18 protein-coding genes, 1 tRNA gene and 1 riboswitch are annotated in these 21,056 nt (G+C 49.5%); of the genes, 11 read left to right on the forward strand and 8 right to left on the reverse strand.

Going from position 1 to position 21,056, the window contains the following annotated elements; translation table 11 throughout:
* Window positions 1-59: 59 nt before the first annotated feature.
* From JUF10_RS04340 to JUF10_RS04360, 5 genes are all read right to left on the reverse strand, one after another.
* Window positions 60-575 (reverse strand): O-acetyl-ADP-ribose deacetylase, encoded by a 516-nt coding sequence (locus JUF10_RS04340; RefSeq protein WP_203641003.1) that lies wholly within the window; start codon window positions 573-575, stop codon window positions 60-62.
* Window positions 576-579: 4 nt separating this feature from the next.
* Window positions 580-831, reverse strand: a complete 252-nt coding sequence (locus JUF10_RS04345) for a zinc ribbon domain-containing protein (protein WP_203641005.1) — start codon at window positions 829-831, stop codon at window positions 580-582.
* Window positions 832-842: 11 nt separating this feature from the next.
* On the reverse strand, window positions 843-1,184 hold the full coding sequence (locus JUF10_RS04350) for a hypothetical protein (RefSeq protein ID WP_203641007.1): 342 nt from the start codon (window positions 1,182-1,184) through the stop codon (window positions 843-845).
* 55 nt (window positions 1,185-1,239) lie between these two features.
* The gene (locus JUF10_RS04355) at window positions 1,240-2,403 is read right to left on the reverse strand and encodes a hypothetical protein (RefSeq protein WP_203641013.1); all 1,164 of its coding nucleotides are present in this window, start codon (window positions 2,401-2,403) and stop codon (window positions 1,240-1,242) included.
* Window positions 2,404-2,481: 78 nt separating this feature from the next.
* Window positions 2,482-3,459, reverse strand: a complete 978-nt coding sequence (locus JUF10_RS04360) for an asparaginase (RefSeq protein ID WP_308440210.1) — start codon at window positions 3,457-3,459, stop codon at window positions 2,482-2,484.
* Window positions 3,460-3,997: 538 nt separating this feature from the next.
* Here JUF10_RS04360 and JUF10_RS04365 point away from each other — a divergent pair.
* The 5 genes from JUF10_RS04365 (at window position 3,998) to JUF10_RS04385 (ending at window position 8,228) form a co-directional block, all read left to right on the forward strand.
* The gene (locus tag JUF10_RS04365) at window positions 3,998-4,153 is read left to right on the forward strand and encodes a hypothetical protein (RefSeq protein ID WP_156166934.1); all 156 of its coding nucleotides are present in this window, start codon (window positions 3,998-4,000) and stop codon (window positions 4,151-4,153) included.
* Window positions 4,154-4,205: 52 nt separating this feature from the next.
* Window positions 4,206-4,304, forward strand: a riboswitch (purine riboswitch).
* Window positions 4,305-4,491: 187 nt separating this feature from the next.
* Complete coding sequence (locus JUF10_RS04370; protein ID WP_203641092.1) at window positions 4,492-5,808, forward strand: nucleobase:cation symporter-2 family protein; 1,317 nt, start codon at window positions 4,492-4,494, stop codon at window positions 5,806-5,808.
* A gap of 177 nt (window positions 5,809-5,985) precedes the next feature.
* A complete protein-coding gene (locus JUF10_RS04375; protein ID WP_203641017.1) occupies window positions 5,986-6,882 on the forward strand; it encodes an ABC transporter ATP-binding protein in 897 nt (298 codons plus the stop codon).
* The gene (locus JUF10_RS04380; protein ID WP_203641019.1) at window positions 6,875-8,095 is read left to right on the forward strand and encodes an ABC transporter permease; all 1,221 of its coding nucleotides are present in this window, start codon (window positions 6,875-6,877) and stop codon (window positions 8,093-8,095) included. Before JUF10_RS04375 ends, JUF10_RS04380 begins: the two co-directional genes overlap by 8 nt.
* Before the next feature lie 60 nt (window positions 8,096-8,155).
* A tRNA-Ala gene (locus JUF10_RS04385) sits at window positions 8,156-8,228 on the forward strand.
* A gap of 240 nt (window positions 8,229-8,468) precedes the next feature.
* Here the strand turns inward: JUF10_RS04385 and JUF10_RS04390 are convergent.
* On the reverse strand, window positions 8,469-9,470 hold the full coding sequence (locus JUF10_RS04390; RefSeq protein ID WP_203641021.1) for an NADP-dependent oxidoreductase: 1,002 nt from the start codon (window positions 9,468-9,470) through the stop codon (window positions 8,469-8,471).
* Between the two features lie 466 nt (window positions 9,471-9,936).
* Between JUF10_RS04390 and JUF10_RS04395 the strand changes: the two genes are divergently transcribed.
* Window positions 9,937-15,849, forward strand: coding sequence for an LPXTG cell wall anchor domain-containing protein (locus JUF10_RS04395; RefSeq protein WP_203641022.1), 5,913 nt, complete (start codon window positions 9,937-9,939; stop codon window positions 15,847-15,849).
* 138 nt (window positions 15,850-15,987) lie between these two features.
* Here the strand turns inward: JUF10_RS04395 and JUF10_RS04400 are convergent, their stop codons facing one another.
* Window positions 15,988-16,878 carry a LysR family transcriptional regulator gene (locus tag JUF10_RS04400; RefSeq protein ID WP_203641023.1) on the reverse strand — a complete coding sequence of 297 codons (891 nt, stop codon included), beginning with the start codon at window positions 16,876-16,878 and terminating at the stop codon, window positions 15,988-15,990.
* A gap of 144 nt (window positions 16,879-17,022) precedes the next feature.
* Here JUF10_RS04400 and JUF10_RS04405 point away from each other — a divergent pair, with 144 nt between their 5' ends.
* The 5 genes from JUF10_RS04405 (at window position 17,023) to JUF10_RS04425 (ending at window position 20,669) form a co-directional block, all read left to right on the forward strand.
* The gene (locus JUF10_RS04405) at window positions 17,023-17,505 is read left to right on the forward strand and encodes a GNAT family N-acetyltransferase (RefSeq protein WP_203641024.1); all 483 of its coding nucleotides are present in this window, start codon (window positions 17,023-17,025) and stop codon (window positions 17,503-17,505) included.
* Between the two features lie 80 nt (window positions 17,506-17,585).
* Window positions 17,586-18,011: a MarR family winged helix-turn-helix transcriptional regulator gene (locus JUF10_RS04410; protein ID WP_203641025.1), complete on the forward strand. Its 426-nt coding sequence runs from the start codon at window positions 17,586-17,588 to the stop codon at window positions 18,009-18,011.
* A gap of 6 nt (window positions 18,012-18,017) precedes the next feature.
* Window positions 18,018-19,175 (forward strand): MFS transporter, encoded by a 1,158-nt coding sequence (locus JUF10_RS04415; protein WP_203641026.1) that lies wholly within the window; start codon window positions 18,018-18,020, stop codon window positions 19,173-19,175.
* 141 nt (window positions 19,176-19,316) lie between these two features.
* On the forward strand, window positions 19,317-19,736 hold the full coding sequence (locus JUF10_RS04420) for a GNAT family N-acetyltransferase (protein ID WP_203641027.1): 420 nt from the start codon (window positions 19,317-19,319) through the stop codon (window positions 19,734-19,736).
* 210 nt (window positions 19,737-19,946) lie between these two features.
* Window positions 19,947-20,669 (forward strand): MIP/aquaporin family protein, encoded by a 723-nt coding sequence (locus JUF10_RS04425; RefSeq protein ID WP_203641028.1) that lies wholly within the window; start codon window positions 19,947-19,949, stop codon window positions 20,667-20,669.
* A 57-nt stretch (window positions 20,670-20,726) separates the two neighbouring features.
* Here JUF10_RS04425 and JUF10_RS04430 read toward each other — a convergent pair whose 3' ends face one another.
* Window positions 20,727-21,056: an ASCH domain-containing protein gene (locus JUF10_RS04430; RefSeq protein ID WP_203641029.1), complete on the reverse strand. Its 330-nt coding sequence runs from the start codon at window positions 21,054-21,056 to the stop codon at window positions 20,727-20,729.

Raw genomic sequence — 21,056 nt, forward strand, 5'->3', positions numbered from 1 at the left:
TCAAGTGCTTATAGCTGGCTCGACTTAACCCTGCTAACCACCATTTGTCGCACGCTTTTCTAATCCACCAAGTTCGCCCAGGCCGTTCTGTAGGCTGTAGCTGTCGCGTCATCGAACGCCACTAACCGCACTCGTTCTAGCGTGGTGGTGTGGCCCAAGACGGTCGCAATCGTCTGCGTCGCAACGGCCGCCGCTTCGTCCAACGGATAGCCATACACGCCGGTACTGATCGACGGAAAATCGACCGTCCGACAATCGTGTTCCATTGCAACCTTGAGGCTATTCCGGTAACAGTTTGCCAGCAGTTCGGCCTCGTGTTCCTGACCGCCATGCCAAACGGGACCCGGCGTGTGGATCACCCATTTGGCGGGCAACTTAAAGCCCGGCGTGATGCGTGCTTCACCAGTTGGACAACCGTTAAACGGCACACACGCCTCAAACAACTCGGGGCCCGCCGCTCGATGAATCGCGCCGTCGACACCGCCGCCACCTAAGAGCGTCGTGTTGGCCGCATTAACGATGGCGTCGACCTGACTCAGGGTGATGTCACCCCGCAAAACCGTAAACTCTGCCATGTGATTACTCCTTTGACCACGGCCAATGCCACCGTTTCTTGGGCGCTGAGTCCCCGTCACGGTCGTGTAGCCGCTTCATCCCCTCGCGGTACGGATTGGCGTACAACGAAGATAAGTTCAATTTCTGCGCAGACTTAGCCGGCGCACTCGATTGTCTGTACGGCGCTAAGTCCGTCTGGCACTGGGGGCAAACGGTATCGCTTGGCGTGACCGCCGCACCACAGTGGGGACAAAATTTCAATTCACTCGTCGCCATCCGTTTCCCTCCTATCTGCGCCGTTGTTGGTGCGTTTGATTCCGTTCTAAGTTTTTTTCGCGCGTTGCCGCCGCTTGTTTCTCAGCAGCGATGCGTTGCTTTTCCTGTTCGACGGCGCGCTGTTTGACAGCGGCCGCCTTTTCTTGTTCGGCTAATTTACGTTTGGCCTGACTGCGGTAGCTAAAGTAACTCCATGCCCCCACAGCGACCAGCGCCAGCACGATTTGGAGTGGCACTAAGGCCCAGTTCGGGTGCTTGGTAAAGAAGCCATCATAGACGATCAACAAAACGGACATCGCGCCCACGACAGAAAGAGTGTCGCGTATCCAGCGCGGAAGCTTGTGCCACTGCATCTTGTCAACTCCTTATGTAGGGAACCCGGCAAACACCCGGATTCCGATTCAACGACTATAGGTCGCCTTCAACTCGTAATTGGCGTTCAACGAGGTAGGCGTCCAAATAGCCAAACGCAATTTCATCGACGTCGGTAATTCGGTATACTTGGCCAACTTGGTCCAATTGATTGTCTTCGACCTCATGGAAAATGAACCGTTCACCGCCGACCTGACTGGGATACCCCAGTTGATTACTGCCGTCATGCAGCTTCAGGCGCACAATCGTCCGGAACGTTGCGGCCTGCGTCAACCGGGCGGTAAATTGATCCACCGTCGGATCGAACAGCCGCTCATCATTCAACACGGGCTGAATCTGATGCTGACGCGACCGGTTGAGCAGTGAGAACAAACGCATCGTTTGCAGGTAATCCGATTCGATCACCACCGCGTGAATCTCTGCCAACCGCATGACCGTGTAGCCACCGAATTGACCAGTCATGTCGACCAGATTCATGATGACCGCATCGTCCGTCACCACGTTGATCCGACCAACAAAGAACAGGTCCTGATCTTGTTCCGGTACCAAGGCAACGAGTGGGTCCTTGCCCGCTAATTGCTGCAAGGTATCCGGAATCTGTTCTGGGTCTTCGACGTTGACGGGTTCAACGTGCTTGAGCCGCTGTAGCCGGGTCGCCGCGATCCCTTGAAGGGTTAACTCCTGGCCTTGGAATTCTAAGACCTGGATATCGTCCGGCTTCAATTTAAGCTCTGGTTGGTCACTATAATCAAACTTATTTAACAACTGCACGGTGATCTGATCAGCAGCGACCGCCGTGACTAAGCCTTCGTAAAAATGGTCATCGTTGGCCATGACTAACATGACGACCAGATGATCGACCCAAGCGTGGCTCAGCACCTGCCGCCGTAAGTCCCGCCGTTCGTCAAAGTGGAGCGTTAAGCCGCCTGCCTTGATAAAGGCCTCATCCTTAGCGGTCTGAATCCGAAAAGCCATGTTGTCGAGGTCATCGCTGGAGAACTCGACTTCATCGATCACGTCCAGTGCCAGGAAAACCGCACCGTCTGGCAATCCGTAGTCATCATACGTGGCAAGGATAATGCCAGTATCGCTGACCGTCGTCACGTAGCCGGTGTACACGACCTCTTGGTTCGTTTGGTAAACGTTGACCAGTAACTGCTGGGCCAATGCCCGGTTTAAATCATTCACAATTGAATTCACATGACGACCCCCTTTATCTTATCTGAAAATCTTACCATATATTGACCGAAATAGCCCGTCAAGGCAGTTGTCATCCCATTAAGAAACAGCGGTGCTTAAAAACTGTTTCAAGTCATCGTCCTGCAGACCGGCGCTGAGGCCGACCAGAAGCTTGATCCGCGCTTTTTGCCCGTTCAAGCCTTGGCACAGCATCAGTCCCATCTTCCGCAGTTCGATACCACCACCCTGATAGTCATAAATATCCTCGGCGACGCCATTATAACACCGCGACACCAGAACTAAAGGAATCTGCCGGTCTAACAGGCGTTGAATTGCGGGTAACGTTTGGGGTGGTAAATTCCCGGCGCCCAAGCCTTCGATGACGACCCCTGCCGTCTGGTCGTTATCGAGGAAATCGAACAAACTCCCGTCCATCCCAGCATACGCCTTGATCAGGTAAACGTGGTCGATGACGTGATCAATATCACAGGTGTCCTGGTTGATCAGTTTCTGGAAATAAACGGCGTGGTCCTTCGCCACGATTCCGATAGGGCCAAAAGTCGGCGTGCGGAACGTGGCCACGTTGGTCGTATGCGTCTTGGTCACGTAACGGGCCGTGTGAATCTCATCGTTCATGACGACCATGGCGCCATTACCGCGAGAAGCGTCGTCTGCGGCCACTTCGATAGCGGAACGGAAGTTGTATAAGCCATCGGTCCCAACCTCGTTAGATGAGCGCATAGCCCCCGTCACGACAACGGGAATGGTGTTCGGTAGGGTCAGGTCCAGAAAATAGGCCGTTTCTTCCAGCGTATCCGTCCCGTGGGTGATGACCACGCCATCGATGCCGTCTTTCTCGGCCTGGTCGATGCGCTGCTTGATCTTCAACATCTCCACCGGCGTCATGTGCGGTGAGGGCAAGTTGAACATTTCATCAGTGATCAACTGCACCCGCCCAGCCAAAATGGTTTCTTCTTGAGCAATCGGGTTCTTGGCGTTAGGGACAACTTCCCCCTGGTCGTTTTGCGACATGGAAATGGTACCGCCAGTATGAATGGCTAAAATTTTCTTCACGATCTATCCAGCTTCTTTCATGGTTTAATTTTATTTTTTGGCAATAGTAATTGGATTGACTAAACCTGGTCGCACTGCGGCTGCCAGGGATTCCGCCTGCCGTGGGGACGCTCCGGACTGAGGCGAAAGGTTTGACAACGCGGCTGGCTACATCCCTGGCCTCCTCCTGCTAAGATTGTACGCTTCCGTGACACATCATTATACTGACCACTCCCCCGGTCAATCTAATAGTCAATGTGCTACCCAAACGACCGGTGCCATCAAGCACCGACGTCAGCCGAGAGGTCGGCAGATATGGGCTCAGGCGCGTCGTTCTGCTTGGTCGGCGTTTCTGGCCGGCTTAGCAGAAAACCAATCTTGAAGACTCGGCACTTGCGAGGCTTCAAGTTGTGTTCGCACCGTTCCAGCCCATATCTGCCGGCCGGTAAGGCGCTGGCAAACACCATGTTGCCTGACACAACTACTAAAAAATAATTGGGTACCCACATTGTACCCTAAGTTGCGGTACAATTTAGTTAGAATTCGGAGAGGATGAAACGAGATGTCAAAAAAAGAAGATTCCGACAAAGTCTATATCCCCGGGCCGCACATCCATCCCAAGAAATATAGTTCATCGGGTGGTTTGGCCGACTGGGGCCCACTGTTGACCTGGTTCAACGGTCTTTTCAAATCGCTCTGGCACAAAATCAAAAAATGACCGACCGTGTTGTCATTTTCATTTCACAGTGGTAAAGTAAGTGACATTCCAATTAAAAAAATAAGTGATTGCCTATATAATGCCAAGATAAGGTTGGCGAGTTTCTACCCAGAGCCGTAAACTCTGGACTATAAGCAAATTGAGGACGAAACTCTTTTTGCCGATGAAAAGAGTTCGTCGGTAAAGGTTTCAGTAGCTCTCTTTTTGCAAAGGGAGCTTTTTGTTTTCAAAAAATTACCTTGGCGGCGTATGGACATCACGAGAAGGAGGACCTTTTCTTGCAGTCCACAAAGTCCGCAACATCAGCTTCATCATCAGATAACACGCCGTCGCTTCCCATGTGGCGCGCGGCCATTCTCGGGTTTCAGCATTTATTAGCCATGTATTCTGGTGATGTCATTGTCCCCTTACTGATTGGGGGTGCGCTTCATTTTAACGCCATGCAGATGGCCTACTTGATCAGTGCGGATATCTTTATGTGTGGGGTTGCAACCCTTCTACAGTTAAAACGAACACCGTTGACCGGGATCGGTCTTCCCGTGGTACTCGGCTGTGCGGTTCAAGCCGTGACGCCGTTGAGCGCCATCGGAAATCAATACGGTGTTGGTGTGATGTATGGCGCGATTATTAGTGCCGGAATCTTCATCTTGCTCATCTCTGGCTGGTTCTCGAAAATCAAGAACTTCTTCCCGCCAGTGGTGACCGGGTCGCTGATTACGATCATCGGTTTCACGCTGATTCCCGTTGGTTTTCAGGACCTCGGGGGTGGCGATGCAACGGCCAAGAATTTCGGTGATCCCAAGATGTTACTGGTCGGTTTCTTGACCATGGGCATCATCCTCGGTCTCAATGCCTTTGCCAAGGGCTTCTTGAAGTCATTGGCTATCCTGGCCGGTATCTTGATTGGCACCTTAATTGCCAGTGCACTCGGCATGGTGTCACTAAAGGCCGTGGGCCAGGCCAGTTGGTTCCATTTGCCCCAATTCTTCTACTTCGGTACGCCCAAGTTCGAATGGTCGTCCATCCTGACCATGATTCTGGTCTCACTGACGACCATGGTGGAATCGACCGGCGTCTTCTTCGCCCTGGGAGAAATCACGGGTCACAAGATTGAGGCCAAAGACCTGAAACGCGGCTACCGAGCGGAAGGCATCGCCGTTATCCTCGGTGGCCTCTTCAACACGTTCCCCTATTCCACCTTCTCCGAAAACGTTGGGGTCGTTCAACTTTCTGGTGTGAAGACCCGTAAGCCGCTCTATTTCTCAGCACTATTCCTAATGCTGCTGGGCCTCTTGCCCAAAATCGGAGCGTTGGCCACGGTCATCCCCAACGCCGTATTGGGCGGCGCCATGATCGTCATGTTTGGGATGGTTGGCGTGCAAGGCATTCGGATGCTTCAACAGGTCGATTTCAAGGACAACAATAACCTATTAGTTTCTGCCATTTCCATTGGCCTCGGCTTAGGCGTCACGGTCTACCCGCAGATTTTCCAAGCCCTCCCCCAATCCGTTCAGATCATCATGAACAACGGGGTCGTCATTGGGAGTTTTTCCGCCGTACTGCTCAACATCATCTTCAACATGCGGCCCGGTCGCGTTACAGCCCGTGCGCAAGCACAGGTCAATAGCGACGCTCAGCCACAATCTAAAAATTAAAAAATAAATCAAACTACCGATCAGGCCCCTTTGCCTTGACCGGCAGTTTTTGTCTCTCGCGGTCTGAGTGAACCTAATGTGCAACATGACATTAACCTTACAAAGTCCCGAGCTGTCTTTAGTTTCACTACCATGTTCGCGTATAATGAGGACTATCAACGTGATAGGAGAATTGCCATGCTAAGCATTCAACATATCAGTAAGGAATTTGGTTCCGTTAAGGCGTTAAACGATGTTAGTTTTGACGTGCCTAATGGCCAGATTATGGGCTTGATCGGCCAAAATGGGGCCGGTAAGTCCACGACCTTCCACAGTATTTTAAACTTTATTGACTACGGCGGCAGTATTCAATGGCAAGGCCACCCGCTGTCCGCCACTGACTTTGACCACATCGGCTACCTGCCTGAAGAACGTAGTCTGATGACGAAATTGACCATTGAACAACAAATCGTTTACTTAGCGCGCCTGAAGGGCCAATCGGCTAAGGTCATTCGGCCACAGATCGACGATTGGCTGGAACGTTTCGCCGTTAAGGGGACCCGGAAAAGTAAAATCAATGACCTTTCTAAAGGGAATCAGCAAAAGGTCCAACTCATCTGTACTTTGATCCATCAACCCGACCTGTTGATTCTGGACGAACCGTTTAGTGGCCTCGATCCAGTCAACGCCGACCTCTTAAAACAGGCCGTGCTTGCGGCTAAGGACCGCGGCGCCGCCATCATCTTCTCTAGCCACGACATGGAACACGTCACGGCGTTGTGCGACCAACTCGTCATGCTGCGTAAGGGCGACGTGGTCTTACATGGCAACCTCGACGATGTGCGCGACCAATTCGGCAAGACGGAGCTCTTCGTCACGACCGATTGGACCGCTGAACACCTCCAGGCCCTTGCCGGCGTTGGCAGCGTGACTGACCGCCACAACCACCGTTACGTCCTTCATCTGACCGATGCCAGCGCGGGTCCAGCGATTTTTGACGCCCTCACGCAGGGCCACTACATCGAAGAATTTAGTCAACAGCCGCCGACTCTGGATGAGATTTTCCGTTTGAAAGTGGGTGAAGAACATGTCTAAAACCTGGATTGTCACATTTGAAACCTACTTGCGGCAGATTAAGTCTTGGAGCTTTCTGTTTATGGTGTTGGGCCCATTTCTGATGATTGCCGTGACTGTCGGCATCAGCTACGTCAGTGCCAACAGCAGTAGCAGTAGCCATCAGGTGGCCGTTATCAGTGACTCGGCGGTCCTCCGTAAGAGCTATCTGCAACAACATCAGTCGGGCATCAATACCAAGATCACCACGACGGCTAAGGCCAAAAAGGCTGTGAAAGCCAACCACCTTGCTGGCTACCTCACCCTGGACGCCAGCGGTACGCAACTCCGCGGCGACTACCATGGGAGCACAGCTATGGACAGCGGTCTCAAGGCGAAGGTCCAAAACTTTTTGCTGCAATATCAACAGCTCAAGAACTATCAAACGGCCAAACTCACGCCCAAGCAACAACAGGCCCTCGCTCAAACACCGGTCCTGAAACAACACATTGCGGCTAAAACTGGAACAAGTAATTTAGTCAAGACACTCTCTTTTTGGGTGTTAATCACCATGATCTACATTATCTTAATCACTTACTCCACCATCGCAGCACAGGAAATTGCGTCCGATAAAGGGACCAAAATTATGGAAATCATTTTCTCAAGTACCACGGCTACCAGCTACTTCATTGGCAAAATCACAGGAATCCTGTTGGTTATTGTGACGCAAATTGTCATCTACATTTGCGGGGGCTGGCTAGGATACACGATTGCCATGCAAAATGCGGGGATCAAGAAACTCGTGTTGGCCAATCAATCCTTGGTCAAGGGTATTTTCCATAATTTATTTAATCTGAATCTGCTCTATGTCCTACTGGGCGTGGTCATTTACACCATTCTTGCCGCCTACAGTGGCGCGCTAGTTGCAAAGGCCGAGGACGCTTCCAAAGCCGCCCAACCAGTCATCATGCTCAGCATGGCCGGTTTCTTCATTGCCCTGCCCTTCCAGAATAATCTGGACGCGGTACTTGTGAAGATTCTGTCCTACGTGCCTTTCTTCTCGTCATACTTCATGCCGATGCGCATCATCAATGGCACAGCGGGTCTTGGCGAACAGATTGGCTCACTAGCAATTCTGTTAGTCGCGATTGGTCTGTTCGCTCTCTACATTGGTCGCCAGTACCAACGACTCATGCTTCAGACCGACAGCAAAAACATTTGGCAACACTTGTTTCACAGTCGCCGTCGTTCGTAAGCTAACCAACTTACCCATTAACATTCTGCGCGAACGTGCTATAATTAATGGGTAAGTTTTGGGCCCTTAGCTCAGTTGGGAGAGCGCCTGCTTCGCATGCAGGAGGTCGTCGGTTCAAATCCGGTAGGGTCCATTGGATAGATTTCAGAGAAAAATAATAGGTGTCAATACACGGCTATTAAACGATTCTTGTTTAAAGGTATTCTGTGAGTAGTTGCTGAGTGGCATTTGAATTGGCATTTTATTTATAACCGTTGAGGCACTAAAAATAGAGAGTGAGCTGAAAATTCAGCTCACTCTCTATTTTTGATGACCTGGCTACTTCCACCAACTAGCATGGCAGTACTAGTCACCTAACCAACAAAACCCGTTTCTAAAATCTAATGACTACTTTTCCCTTGGGATGTCCATTAGAGACATAGTCGATTGCCTGATTAATATCTGCTAGTTTGAATTCGGTTGGGTCGACCGCTGGTTGGATATTGTTTTCTTCGACAATTTTAGTAATCTTCTTCAGTTGCTCGCCATCGCCTCTAACGAAAATAAACCGATAATCAGTGCCTACTTGTTTAGCCTTCCTATCGATGCCACTACCTGCAATCCCGAATAATACCGTTTTCCAAAATGGCATATTGTGGTCCTTGGCAAACTGTCGATTAGGCGGCATGATCAATGACAATAATCTACCGCCCGGCTTCAAAACCTGTAATTCGTGGTCCAGTTCCTTTTTGCCAACGGTATCAATAACATAATCAACTGGCTCAAGATGCTCCCAATAGTTTTGCTGCCGATAATCAAAATATTGCTCTGCTCCCATATCAATGGCCGACTGCTTCGAGCGCGCATTCCCGCTAACCATGACTCTCAATCCCATCTCTTTTGCAATCGGAATAGCCATTTGTCCAAACGAACCCGAACCACCAGGAATCATCACGCTTTCTCCAGGCTGTGCTGCTAACTCTTCGGTCAATCCCTGATACGCCGTTAATCCCGTTAATGGAACCGCAGCGCTATGAACAAAATCTAGACCTGTTGGCTTCTTGGCCACTGCGTGATAGTCGATGACCACATATTCCGCAAAAGCACCAATTTTTTCTAATGGCAAACGTGAATATACTTCATCGCCAGCTTTAAATTCTTTGACACTTTTACCAACTGATTCGACGACACCTGACAACTCATTTCCGGTCGTCAATGGCAACGAATATTTTTCCATCAACTTCAGATAGCCTATCCCAATTAACCTTTCCAATGGATTGACAGCAGCTGCCTTTACCTTGACCAATACTTCATTCTCAGTAGGGGTTGGTATTGGGATATCCTTAACAACCAATTTAAAATTCTTGTCATATTTCAGTAATTGAGCAGCTTGCACGTAGATTCTCCTTTGAAGTGTAATCAGATTATTTTAGTCATGTTTTAATTTGAAACCATCTTATAATTCCAAGTTACAAAAGTCAAATAAAGTTACTTTTAAACTTTGTTCGCTCTAAAAATAGCGCCCATTTTGTTACTAATTTTATAATCCGAGAAATCACAGACTATTGACGTTTCAACCCTATTATCGATATTTTTACTAAAGTGATTATCTTCACACCAGTGGTATAATCAGCCAAGACTTTTGTGTTAGCGCCCGCTTCTAGATGTTTTATTCCTTCATAACCGAGACAACGTCTAAACCAGCAACCGGGGTAATTGTTTTCTCCAATTAACTACCATTCCATATAACTGTTTTATGTTATTATTGATTTATTAATGAAACACGCGACCGCGTCCGCTTCTTCGGGTTTATTTCCACATCCCCCTGCCACGGCCAATGTGTATGGATAGGAGCCCCCTTTATGAATCAAACACACACACCAACCACGACCAAAGTCCATTACAAGCTCTACAAGGCCGGTAAATTTTGGCTAGTTGGCACTTTAGCTACGGTAACCTTGGTAGCTGGTTTGGCGGTTACCCAACCAGCTAGCGCGAATACTAACGATGAAGGTAGTTCCTCAGAAAGTTCTGCAACCGCTGACATTAGCAGCACGCCAGCTCACACCGCGACACTTTCTTCCAGTTCTGCCTCATCAACCAGCGACTCAACGACTACTACATCTAGTAACGATACGACCGAGACGGATCGTAATGTCACACAGTCCAGCAGCGCCAACGAAACGAATAGCACTGACAACAACACAACTAGTGAAGAAAATTCATCCTCTATCAAGAGTGGTTCCTCACAAGAATCAACGTCAAGTGTACCCAGCGCCAATACTAGTTCTGTAAACAATGATGTCACTGCCACCGCTACTGACAATCCAACCAACATTTCTCCAAAAACAGTCACCGCGGAAAAGACTGCATCAACGACCAATCAAACCGCAGTGTTAGCGACTAGCGGATTGGCTGCCAAGAAGTCAGTCAATCAGTTGATGCAAGCTCGCCTTGCCCCTACATCTCTAAAGCACACTGCGGTCTCCCCCGTCGCCGAATCGATGACCGATACAGCTACAGATACAGATACCACTACGGATACAGCAATAACTGCCCCCAAACTTCCAGATGCCCCTTTTATCAATAACTTTTACATCATCGCCAAGGGTAAGTATGTTCTCTACAATGCCAAAGCTTCGGCCAACGTTTACCCCTACGTTGTCACAAACTACACACGTAACGGTATCACGACTATTCAGCCCTACGAATTAGGTATTCAACTGTTTGGGTTCTACGTCATTTTGCCTCAACATATTTCTGGTGATGTCCAGGAATTTCAGACGGCCGCCGATACTTACGTCGCCGACATGCAGAAATATACGTTACCAGACGCAGAGGGCGTCCAGCAACACGTATACGATATCAATAAGATTACCGTTGCTAGCTTAGGTCTCACCAACGATGGTACCAACCGCCAAGTTTATTACTTCAGACCAAATGACGGGGCAAACATTGTCACGGTTCCTAGTACCACCCCTTCTCAACTTCATCAACCCACCTTACACTTACCCATTTCCACCGGAACCGATGCAAATGGTGCCTTGCCCCCCGTCCAAATCAACGCTCCAAAAGGTACTGCCACAACCATGGCCGAATACATTGCGTCTGCCAAAAGCTATGATATTTTATTTGCCGGGGCTAACCATTATGGCGCGTTAAATCCCAAACTTGGCGGCTATGCATCGATTGCAACGAGTGACCTCATCACTAATGCACCCGATGAGTATATGGTAGGCGAAATTCCAAACTTGGATGGTGTAACGACTACTTGGGCACATACCCTTACCTATATACATGTCCCCGTAACTGACACCTATAACGTGGTAGATGCCACTGGGGCCCTAATCAAGCGCTTCACGGTGACGGCCCAAGACGGCACCACCTATGAACGCACCGGATTAACGGACACCATTTCTAGTTTGGCCGCAACCACTGCGACTAATTCTGGCACTGCTGCCCCCCTGACCAATCAGAACTATTGGGGAGGCTCAATTTCAATTACTTCTACCACAACTAATACGCCCGGCACTCCGACTCAAGAGATGACGTTCACGCCAACCACACTTGAGGTTTCAAGTGACACCAGCAGTGCTCCCGGCAACACGTATACCGTTACATTAGATCCAATCAAGACCGCCTTAATTCCCCAAGGTTTAACCATAACTGCCGGGAAGAAATGGGATCCAGCAGATACCCTAACTGGGACGTCGCCGGATGGGAGTGCTTTAGCCGTTGACGACGCTATTAACGGCAACACAGCCAAAACTCTCGGTTCATTGTCCTACACGATTACGGATACCAGCAACAATGCGGTGGTTGATGAAAAAGCGCTACAAACGGCTGGAACCTACGCTATTAACTATTCTTATTCGGACATTCAAGGAAACACAACGCCCGCAACTGCAACGATTCACGTCAAGGCTAATTTAGCAGCCATGACCGTCACGTCACCAGCAGATTCACTAGTTCCTGGTACCACTTGGGACCCTAGCTCAGCCATTACTGGCAGCCTGACAGACGCCCAAGGACAAAGCGTCGACGTTGCGACAGCATTAGCCGATGGATCGCTAACAATCACCGATAGCAACGGTAATTCCGTCACATCCCCAGTGGCTTATGACAAAGTTGGGTCCTACCCGTTCATTTATACGTATACCTCCGGTGGCAAGACGTTGACCGATACCGCGACCGTCCAAGTCACCAGTCAAGCAGCCATGGCCGTTCAACCAACGCCTTCGTTAACTGCTGACACCACTTGGACACCCAGTTCAGCTATTTCAGCCCTAAAGGATGCGCAGGGCAAGGACGTTGACGTTGCCACGGCCCTAGCTGATGGCACGTTAACCATTACCGACAGCGAGGGTAATCCAGCCCCAACGTCCTATGACACGGTTGGTTCGTACCTCCTCACCTACACCTATACTGATAAGTCTGGTGGACCGACCCTGACCGAAACCGTGGTAGTTGACGTCACGACTCAAGCCGCTATAACCGTTGCACAGCCAATGACGCCACTGGCACCTGGGTTCACACCTAGCACCCTCGTCACAACGCTGACAGATGCTCAGGGCAATAACGTTGACGTTGCTAAGGCATTAACCGATGGCACATTAACCATTACCGATATCGATGGCAACCCCGCCTCAACGTCCTATGATCGGGTTGGTTCGTATCCGCTCTCTTATACGTATACTGCCAACGGTAAAACGCTGACTGACACTGTGACTGTTCAAATAGCTAGTGAAGCTGCCATGACCGTTCAGCCAACGACTTCGTTAACTGCTGACACCACTTGGACACCCAGCTCAGCTATTTCAACCCTAACGGATGCGCAGGGTCAAGACGTTGACATTACCCAAGCACTGGCTGATGGTTCATTAACCATTTTAGATAGCAACGGCAACCCCGCACCAACCTCCTATGATACGCTTGGTTCATACACGCTCACCTACACTTACAAGGACAAGTCTGGCGGACCAGATCTAACTGAAAAAGTGACCGTTAACGTAGATAGTCAGGCCACCATGGCACTCACACAGTCAACAGTTTCATTAACTCCTGGCACCGTTTGGAATCCCAGTTCAGTCGTTACTGGCTTGACAGATGCGCAGGGGAATAGCGTTGATGTGGTCAAAGCATTGGCCGATGGGTCCCTAACGATTACCGATAGCAACGGTCAGTCTGCCCCAACGTCCTATAACACGGTTGGCTCATACCCCCTTACTTATACGTATACTGCTAATGGTAAGCAGACGACTAGTATCGTGACGGTCGACGTCACTAGTAATGCTGTCATGACTGTTCAACCAACGACCTCATTAACCGCTGGTACTACTTGGAATCCCAGCTCAGCCATTACAACACTGAAAGACGCTGACGGAAATGATATTGATGTTGCTACGGCACTAGCCGATGGTACATTGACCATTACAGACAGCAATAACAACTTGATGACGTCCGCCACACGCTATGACACAGTTGGGTCATACCCTATCACCTATACCTACAAAGATAAGTCTGGTGGGCCAACGCTGACTAAAAATATGACGGTTCAAGTAACTGCAAACCAAGCCGCTCTAACCGTCACACAGCCAGTAGACCCACTAATTCCCGGTGCCACTTGGAAGCCTAGTTCGGTCGTTTCAGAGTTAAAAGACGCACAAGGAAACGACATTGACGTTGCGAAAGCATTAGCTGATGGCACGTTGACAATCGAGGATGGCGATGGTAATCCTGTAGCATCCTCGGTATCCTATAGTAAAGCGGGAACCTACCCACTTATTTATACGTATACCGCCGACGGTAAGACGTTGACCAAGGCCGTGACCGTTCAAGTCATCAGTAAGGCTGATATGAGTGTTACGCAACCAGCGACGCCACTAGCGCCTGGCACCACCTGGAATCCTAGCTCAGCTATTTCAGAGTTGAAGGATGCTCAAGGAAACGATGTCGATGTTGCCAAAGCCTTAGCTGATGGCACGTTAACCATTGAAGACAGCAACGGTAATCTCGTCTCATCTTCAATCATCTATGACCAAGCGGGCTCCTACCCACTCACTTATACGTATACTGCTGATGGCAAAACGGTGACTAAGACTGTAACCGTTCAAGTCACTACGCCACAGGTAACTGATCAGACTGACATGACCGTCACGCAACCAACGACGCCGTTAACTCCCGGAACGACTTGGAATCCTAGCTCAATTGTTTCAGAGCTGAAGGATGCTCAAGGAAACGATGTCGATGTTACTAAGGCACTGGCCGATGGTACGTTAACCATTGAAGACGGCAACGGTAATCTCGTCTCATCTTCAATCATCTATGACCAAGCTGGCTCCTACCCACTCACTTATACGTATACTGCTGATGGTAAAACGGTGACTAAGACTGTGACCATTCAAGTCGCTATGCCCCAGGTAACCGATCAGTCTAACATGACCGTCGAACAACCAACGACACCGTTAACTCCTGGGACTACTTGGAATCCTAGTTCAGCAGTTACCTTGAAGGATACTCAGGGGAATAGTGTAGACGTTACTAAGGCACTGACCGATGGTGTATTAACTATCACAGACGGTGACGGCAATCTCGTCACATCTTCAGTCGCCTATGACAAAGCCGGCTCCTACCCGTTCACTTATACGTACACGGTTGACGGGAAAACGTTGACTCGGACTGTGACCGTTCAAGTCACTACGCCACAGGTAACTGATCAGACCGACATGACCATCACACAACCAACCGCGCCGTTAACTCCTGGCACCGCTTGGAATCCTAGCTCAGTCATTTCAGGATTAAAAGATGCTCAAGGAAATAGCGTTGACGTTACCACAGCTTTAGCTGACGGATCATTAGCTATCACAGACGCCGATGGTAACCTAGTCACATCTTCAGTGTCCTATAACAAGGTTGGCTCTTACCCGCTCACTTATACGTACACGGCTAGTGGCAAAACACTAACCAATACCGTAACCGTTCAAGTGGCCGGCCAAGCATCTATGACCGTCATTCAACCAACGACCACGGTAACTGCTGGGACTACCTGGAATCCAGTCGGGAACCTGACTAACATTACGACTGCTAATGGAACAACTATTGTTCCGGCAACCGCCTTAGCTGATAAATCCTTAAAGGTGGCCGTTACAGATACGGTTGGTAATCTCGTCACGGTTGATTCTTCAACTAAACCAGGGACCTACACCGTTACTTACACGTATCAGGACCCAGCGGGTGGCGACCCGATTACACAAACTGCCATCTTAACCATCACCGCGGCACCAACGACTGGTGGTTCCAGTACCAATACTGGTTCTGAGACTAATACCGGTACAACCACGCCAGACAATGGTGGCACGCCAACGATTCCGACGAAACCAGTCGCTCCGGCCAAAACGACCAAACCAGTCTCAACGGTTCGACCTCCAAAAAAGGCTGCCACTAACAATCCGGTCATCTCTACTCATGGCGTTCACGCGTCAAAGACACCATCCGTTCAGACCGGCATCACGCCTACTACTTCAACCCTCTTAGGTGGTGAAGCAGCTAACGTTTCGAACCGTCAGAATAATCGCAACAACCTGACCAACGGACCAGCTCAAGTACAAAACGATCAGTCAATCACTGGCCACAACGCAAACCAACTGAAGGATAGTACGACTTCAGCCACCAAGTTGCCACAAACCAATGAGCAGTCGACTAGTTGGACTGCCCAACTTGGGGTTCTCTTACTCAGTCTGGCTGGCGCTCTCGGCTTCAGACGTAAGCGTAACTAGGATTAAGGACTGTTCGTTCATTCGAGCTGAAAATTTCAAAAAAATCATATAATAAGGAGTGAGCTTGAAATTCGAGCTCACTCCTTATTTTGACTACTGAGAAATTTCACGTGTGATTTGAGCCATTTACCAATAATCCTATTCCACCTCAAACGACCTTGCCAAAACGCTAATGAACTTGCTTAACACCTGTGACTGCCGCTGACTCTTCCGTTGCACGTAAACCGCCGTGAGTGTTTGGTCAGCAAAGTTAGTCGGCAATACCTGTAGCTGGCCGGCATCCAGTTCGGGCTGAACAACGAACTGCGGTAGGTAGGCAACGCCCAGATTACTCATGACGCTTTGTTTAACGGCTTCTACACTGCCAATTTCCAGTAAGTTGCTGAACCCGATGTCACGTTCACCGATTGCCGTCATAAATTGCTTATGATAAATACTTTCGCGGTCATCCGTAATCAATGCGCAGGTCATCTGCTGGTGTTTTCGTTGTAGATCTAACGTCCGCGGATCTAACTGTGAGCTGGCAACCAGAACCAATGGCACCGTCCCCAACCGTGTCACGGCCAGGCTACTCGCATAGCCCGTGACATCGTAATGAATCCCTAAGTCAACCGTCCCCGCAGCCACTCGTTGGGGAATCGTAAAACAATTTGCCATCTGCAGCGACAACTGCACAGCCGGTAGTGCGTCATGGAACGCCCTTAAAAGGGGTTGCATGCGGTAGGTCAGCAGCGTATCGGGAATCGCGATTCGCAGATTACCCGTCAATTCGGCGTCAGATTTGCCGTAATTTTTCATCTCGGCAACCGTTCCCAGAATCCGCTCGATATCTGGCAGTATCTGCTTGCCAGCCGGCGTAAAAACCATTTTGCGGCCAACCTTTTCAAATAACTGTAGTGATAATTCGTGTTCTAGCTGCTTGACCTGAAACGTCACCGTGGACTGCGCGTAGTTCAATTGATTCGCTGCCGCCTGAAAGCTCCCCGTCTCGGCAATGGCCCGAATCGTTTTTAAATACTTAATGTCCATGTTGTCCCCTCTCTAACCCTTAACCCATCGAAAATATCGAATGATTATATTGATTGTTTCAATTAGACCGAATGATTATTTTGAATTAGTATAAATAGCAATCAAGTGAATGTCAATTTCACGCTACGGAAAGGAAGTCCTACATTGAAAATCAGAAGTTACACGCCGAAGTACCGCAATCAGGTGATTGCCCTAATTCTCTATCTCCAAAATTATGACAACAAGGTTGATCTCTCGTTGGAAGAACAGCCGGATATGGCAGACATCCCCGCCCACTACTTGAACGGTCAAGGTGGGTTTTGGCTAGCCATCAACGACCAAGACGAGGTGGTGGGTACCATTGGCTTGCTGGTCGAAAACAATCAGTATGGTGTGCTCAAGAAATTCTTTGTCCATCAAGATTATCGTGGAACGGCAGCCGGCGTTTCTTATCAACTATTTGCGACGCTGATTGCCACGGCAAACCAGCGAAAGCTTCAGCACATTTTGCTAGATACGCCCGCAGCCTGTCATCGCGCGCATCACTTTTATCGTAAGCACGGCTTTGCAGAAATCCCGCGTGCGGCTGTCCCCGTGCGCTATGACTTTCCGGACCGGGAGTCAATTTTCTTTGTTAAGGACCTGTAAATCATAGGTCCCACCGAATTTTAAATTAAGCCTTACAAAAATGTACAGTGTGCTGTACACTTTAATCATGAGGTGATGAAATGATTGATGATGACATGGTTGCGCGGCAGTTGTTACAGTTGGCCCGTAGAATCAAACAACGGCGAAATCTGCATATTCAAGATTTAAATTTGACGACCGGACAAGGTGATGCCCTAAAATACTTCGCAGAACATCCTAACCAGACAATTGCGATGTTTAAAGACTATCAGGGAATCACTCATCAGACGGCTCGGGTGATCGTCCAACATATGGTGGCCTTAGGAGTCGTCACTTTAACGGCTAATCCGCAAGATGGCCGGTCAAAATTAGTGGTGGTCACACCGCTCGGATCAACCAAATATGACCAGTTGAGCGAGCATGGCTGGCGAACGAGCGAAGAACTCTTCGCCGGCTTCACAGCCACAGAGCAACACCAATTTTTAGCATTAGCTCGACGCGCTAACGCAAACTTAGAAGGGAAATGATTTGGCGTGCACACGCGCTTATATAGTAAGGATGTAATGTTAGTTTTAGTATCAAGTTTCTTTTATTTAATGAGTCCAATGTTGATCAATCCGGTCATTGCTGGCTTTTCAGCAAACAGTGGTGCCAGCAGTATTTTAGCCGGAGTGATTGCCGGCGCAATGAACCTAACCGCACTCGTATTACGGCCGCTAGCGGGAAATTTAACCGATCGTATTTCTAAATACAGCCTAACTCTAATTGGCGGTATTTCCCTTTTGGTGGCCAGCCTAGGCTATACTTTCACCACTAATGTCGCTTTAATTCTGTTTTTCCGCGTGGTTAGTGGCCTTGGCTATACCTTGTGTTCAGTCTGCATGGCGACCTGGATAGCAGATCTATTACCCGCCGACCGAATCGGTTCTGGAATGGGCATTTACGGACTATCCAGCGCCCTTGGCATGGCTGTGGGCCCAGCATTCAGTGTCTACTTATACCAACATTACAGCTATCAAAGCGTCTTTTGGGTCGCATCTTTATTTAGCGTCTTAATGTTGATTGTCATTCAATTCGTCGGCAACCGGGGGCTTCCTAACCAGCCCCACGCCACGCGGTCAACGACAGCAAAAAAGTTTCAACTGGTTCAGCCTAAAGTCGTTCCCTTAGCCCTAATTTTACTTTTGATCTCATTACCCTATTTCGCTACAGAAACCTACATTGTAAGCTATATTGCCCATTGTCACTTCGACGTACCGGCGGGCGCTTTCTTTCCCGCTTACGCGATTATCCTGTTAGTGATGCGACTGCTGTTACGCGATGCCTTTGATCACATTCCGTTCAAAAAATTCTTCTGGTTGTGTCTAGGATTTAACCTGTTGGGAATAATTGGTCTCACTGATTTAACCAATTGGTTTATGTTGTTGCTAGGCGCATTTGGTTTCGCGGCCGGTTATGGCCTAATGTTCTCCATTTGCCAGGCTAAGGCGCTGACCCTAGTCCCCCTGTCAGACCGTGGCTTAGCGAATAGTACCTTCTACATTGGCGTGGATATCGGTATGTCAGGCGGACCGGTGCTAGCCGGAATTATCACGTCCGTCTTACCCTGGACGTGGCTCTACCCGGTCATGGCACTGACGTTACCAGTGACTGTCGTCGTTTACCTGGCTAATCGCCGACTATTAGCCTAATTTTGGCGTATAATGATTCCTAACCTGACTATCTCGTAGTTACTTAACCACGAACCTTGGTCACTAAGGGGGCATTCAGATGGTCAAACGTTGGGCCCGGCGTCTCACTCCAAATTTCAACTAATTTTAAAGGAGAACGCCATGATAACCTATAGTTTTACGCAAAGCGCAGCCGTCACCAATCAAGAAATCTTGGACCTGTATCGCAGTGTTGACTGGTCCGCCTACCTACAGCATCCCCAGAATACCCTGGACGCGCTTGCCAACTCCACCGTCCTCTGGGCGACAGTGGACGACCACCTTGTCGGCCTGATTCGTGGTGTTACGGATGGCCACACCATCTTGTACATCCAAGACCTGCTCGTGGACCCGGCCCATCAGCAACAGCACGTTGGGACCACCCTCATGAAAAAGATGCTCGACCACTACCAAAATGTCGGCCAGACGGTGCTCATCACCGACCCCGAGGAACGGACCCGCAAGTTCTACGAGTCCCTCGACTTTCTACAGATTACGCCTCAAACCTACGGCCGTGCGTTCGTCTTGGAACGACGGTTTTAAATTCGATTTTGCTAGAGTCCGCCGAAACCTGGCAGGCTCTTTTAATTTACAAGTATTTTCTGATAGTTTCCATCAATTATGGCTTAAATTGAAAATACTGCTGAAAACAAGCTATTAGTGGCGTATGATTGTAATACTGTTGTTTTTTAGGCCTGCCAGTTATCTGATGGCTAAACTAACAATGACAGAAATTATAGTGGAGTTGAAATTATGCATTATTCATTATTTATTCGGTGTATTGCCGAATTTGTTGGGACAGCCATCATGGTCGGTCTAGGTAACGGTTCCGTTGCCAACGTTGAGTTAAAGGGCACCAAAGGGTATCAAGGCGGTTGGGTCCTCATCGGTTTTGGGTACGGGATTGGGGTCATGATTCCGGCCTTGATGTTTGCCACCATTTCCGGCGCGCAAATTAATCCTGCCATGACGATTGGCGCTGCCGTCGTTGGTAACTTTCCCTGGCACGAAGTTCTGCCTTACATAATCGCTCAATTACTGGGCGCCTTTGTCGGTCAACTGGCCGTCGTTATCGCCTACAAGCCTTACTACGACCGCACGACCGACGCCGAAGCCATTCTGGGGACCTTTTCCACGATTGACGCTGCCGGCAGTAGCCTCAACGGGTTCGTCAACGAATTTCTGGGGACCTTCTTACTGGTTCTGGGTGCCGTTGCCATGACCGCCGACAAGGTCGACTCCCGGGCCGACTTTATCGGTCTGGGCTTCCTGGTCATGTGTTTAGTGGTCTCCCTTGGTGGTGCCACCGGCCCTGCTCTGAACCCCGCACGAGACATTGCGCCCCGGATTCTCCACGCCATCTGGCCCTTTGAACACAAGGGTAGCTCACAATTCGGTTACGCCTGGGTTCCTATCGTGGCACCAATTGCCGGTGCGATTGCGGCCACCGTTCTGTGGAAATACGTCTTTAGTTAATCTAAACGCACAAAAGCCATGTTCAACGCGAACATGGCTTTTTTCATCCCAATTTTTCTAAATTTCAATCGCCACCACGCCCCACCGGCGCTCCTGTTCCGGGGTGTAAATGGTATACGTGTCGGCGACCATCTGGGCAACATCGGCCGTTGGCGCGCTACCCACACTGACTGGCGAATACTGACTGTAGAGTGCGGCAAAGGTCGCAAACTGGTGTAGGCTCTTCACCCGTTTGACCAGTCGCTGCGTCCCGTCCGCCACATTGCGAAAGGTAATCACATCACCCACCTGCAGGCCGCGCCGTTTGTCATCGTTTAACCGAATCTCAATGGTCTTACTGCCCGCGCGAATCAGGGCAAATTGATCCGGATTCAATCCCATTTCCAA

The organism is Levilactobacillus andaensis, assembly GCF_016861695.1.
In the GTDB taxonomy this organism is placed as follows: domain Bacteria; phylum Bacillota; class Bacilli; order Lactobacillales; family Lactobacillaceae; genus Levilactobacillus; species Levilactobacillus andaensis.

Excerpts from the sequence above, each read along its gene's own strand:
- JUF10_RS04340 (WP_203641003.1), bottom strand. The coding sequence starts at position 575 with ATGGCAGAGTTTACGGTTTTGCGGGGTGACATCACCCTGAGTCAGGTC.
- JUF10_RS04370 (WP_203641092.1), top strand. The coding sequence starts at position 4,492 with ATGTGGCGCGCGGCCATTCTCGGGTTTCAGCATTTATTAGCCATGTAT.
- JUF10_RS04425 (WP_203641028.1), top strand. The coding sequence starts at position 19,947 with ATGCATTATTCATTATTTATTCGGTGTATTGCCGAATTTGTTGGGACA.
- JUF10_RS04365 (WP_156166934.1), top strand. The coding sequence starts at position 3,998 with ATGTCAAAAAAAGAAGATTCCGACAAAGTCTATATCCCCGGGCCGCAC.
- JUF10_RS04410 (WP_203641025.1), top strand. The coding sequence starts at position 17,586 with ATGATTGATGATGACATGGTTGCGCGGCAGTTGTTACAGTTGGCCCGT.
- JUF10_RS04350 (WP_203641007.1), bottom strand. The coding sequence starts at position 1,184 with ATGCAGTGGCACAAGCTTCCGCGCTGGATACGCGACACTCTTTCTGTC.
- JUF10_RS04380 (WP_203641019.1), top strand. The coding sequence starts at position 6,875 with ATGTCTAAAACCTGGATTGTCACATTTGAAACCTACTTGCGGCAGATT.
- JUF10_RS04345 (WP_203641005.1), bottom strand. The coding sequence starts at position 831 with ATGGCGACGAGTGAATTGAAATTTTGTCCCCACTGTGGTGCGGCGGTC.
- JUF10_RS04375 (WP_203641017.1), top strand. The coding sequence starts at position 5,986 with ATGCTAAGCATTCAACATATCAGTAAGGAATTTGGTTCCGTTAAGGCG.
- JUF10_RS04420 (WP_203641027.1), top strand. The coding sequence starts at position 19,317 with ATGATAACCTATAGTTTTACGCAAAGCGCAGCCGTCACCAATCAAGAA.
- JUF10_RS04395 (WP_203641022.1), top strand. The coding sequence starts at position 9,937 with ATGAATCAAACACACACACCAACCACGACCAAAGTCCATTACAAGCTC.
- JUF10_RS04400 (WP_203641023.1), bottom strand. The coding sequence starts at position 16,878 with ATGGACATTAAGTATTTAAAAACGATTCGGGCCATTGCCGAGACGGGG.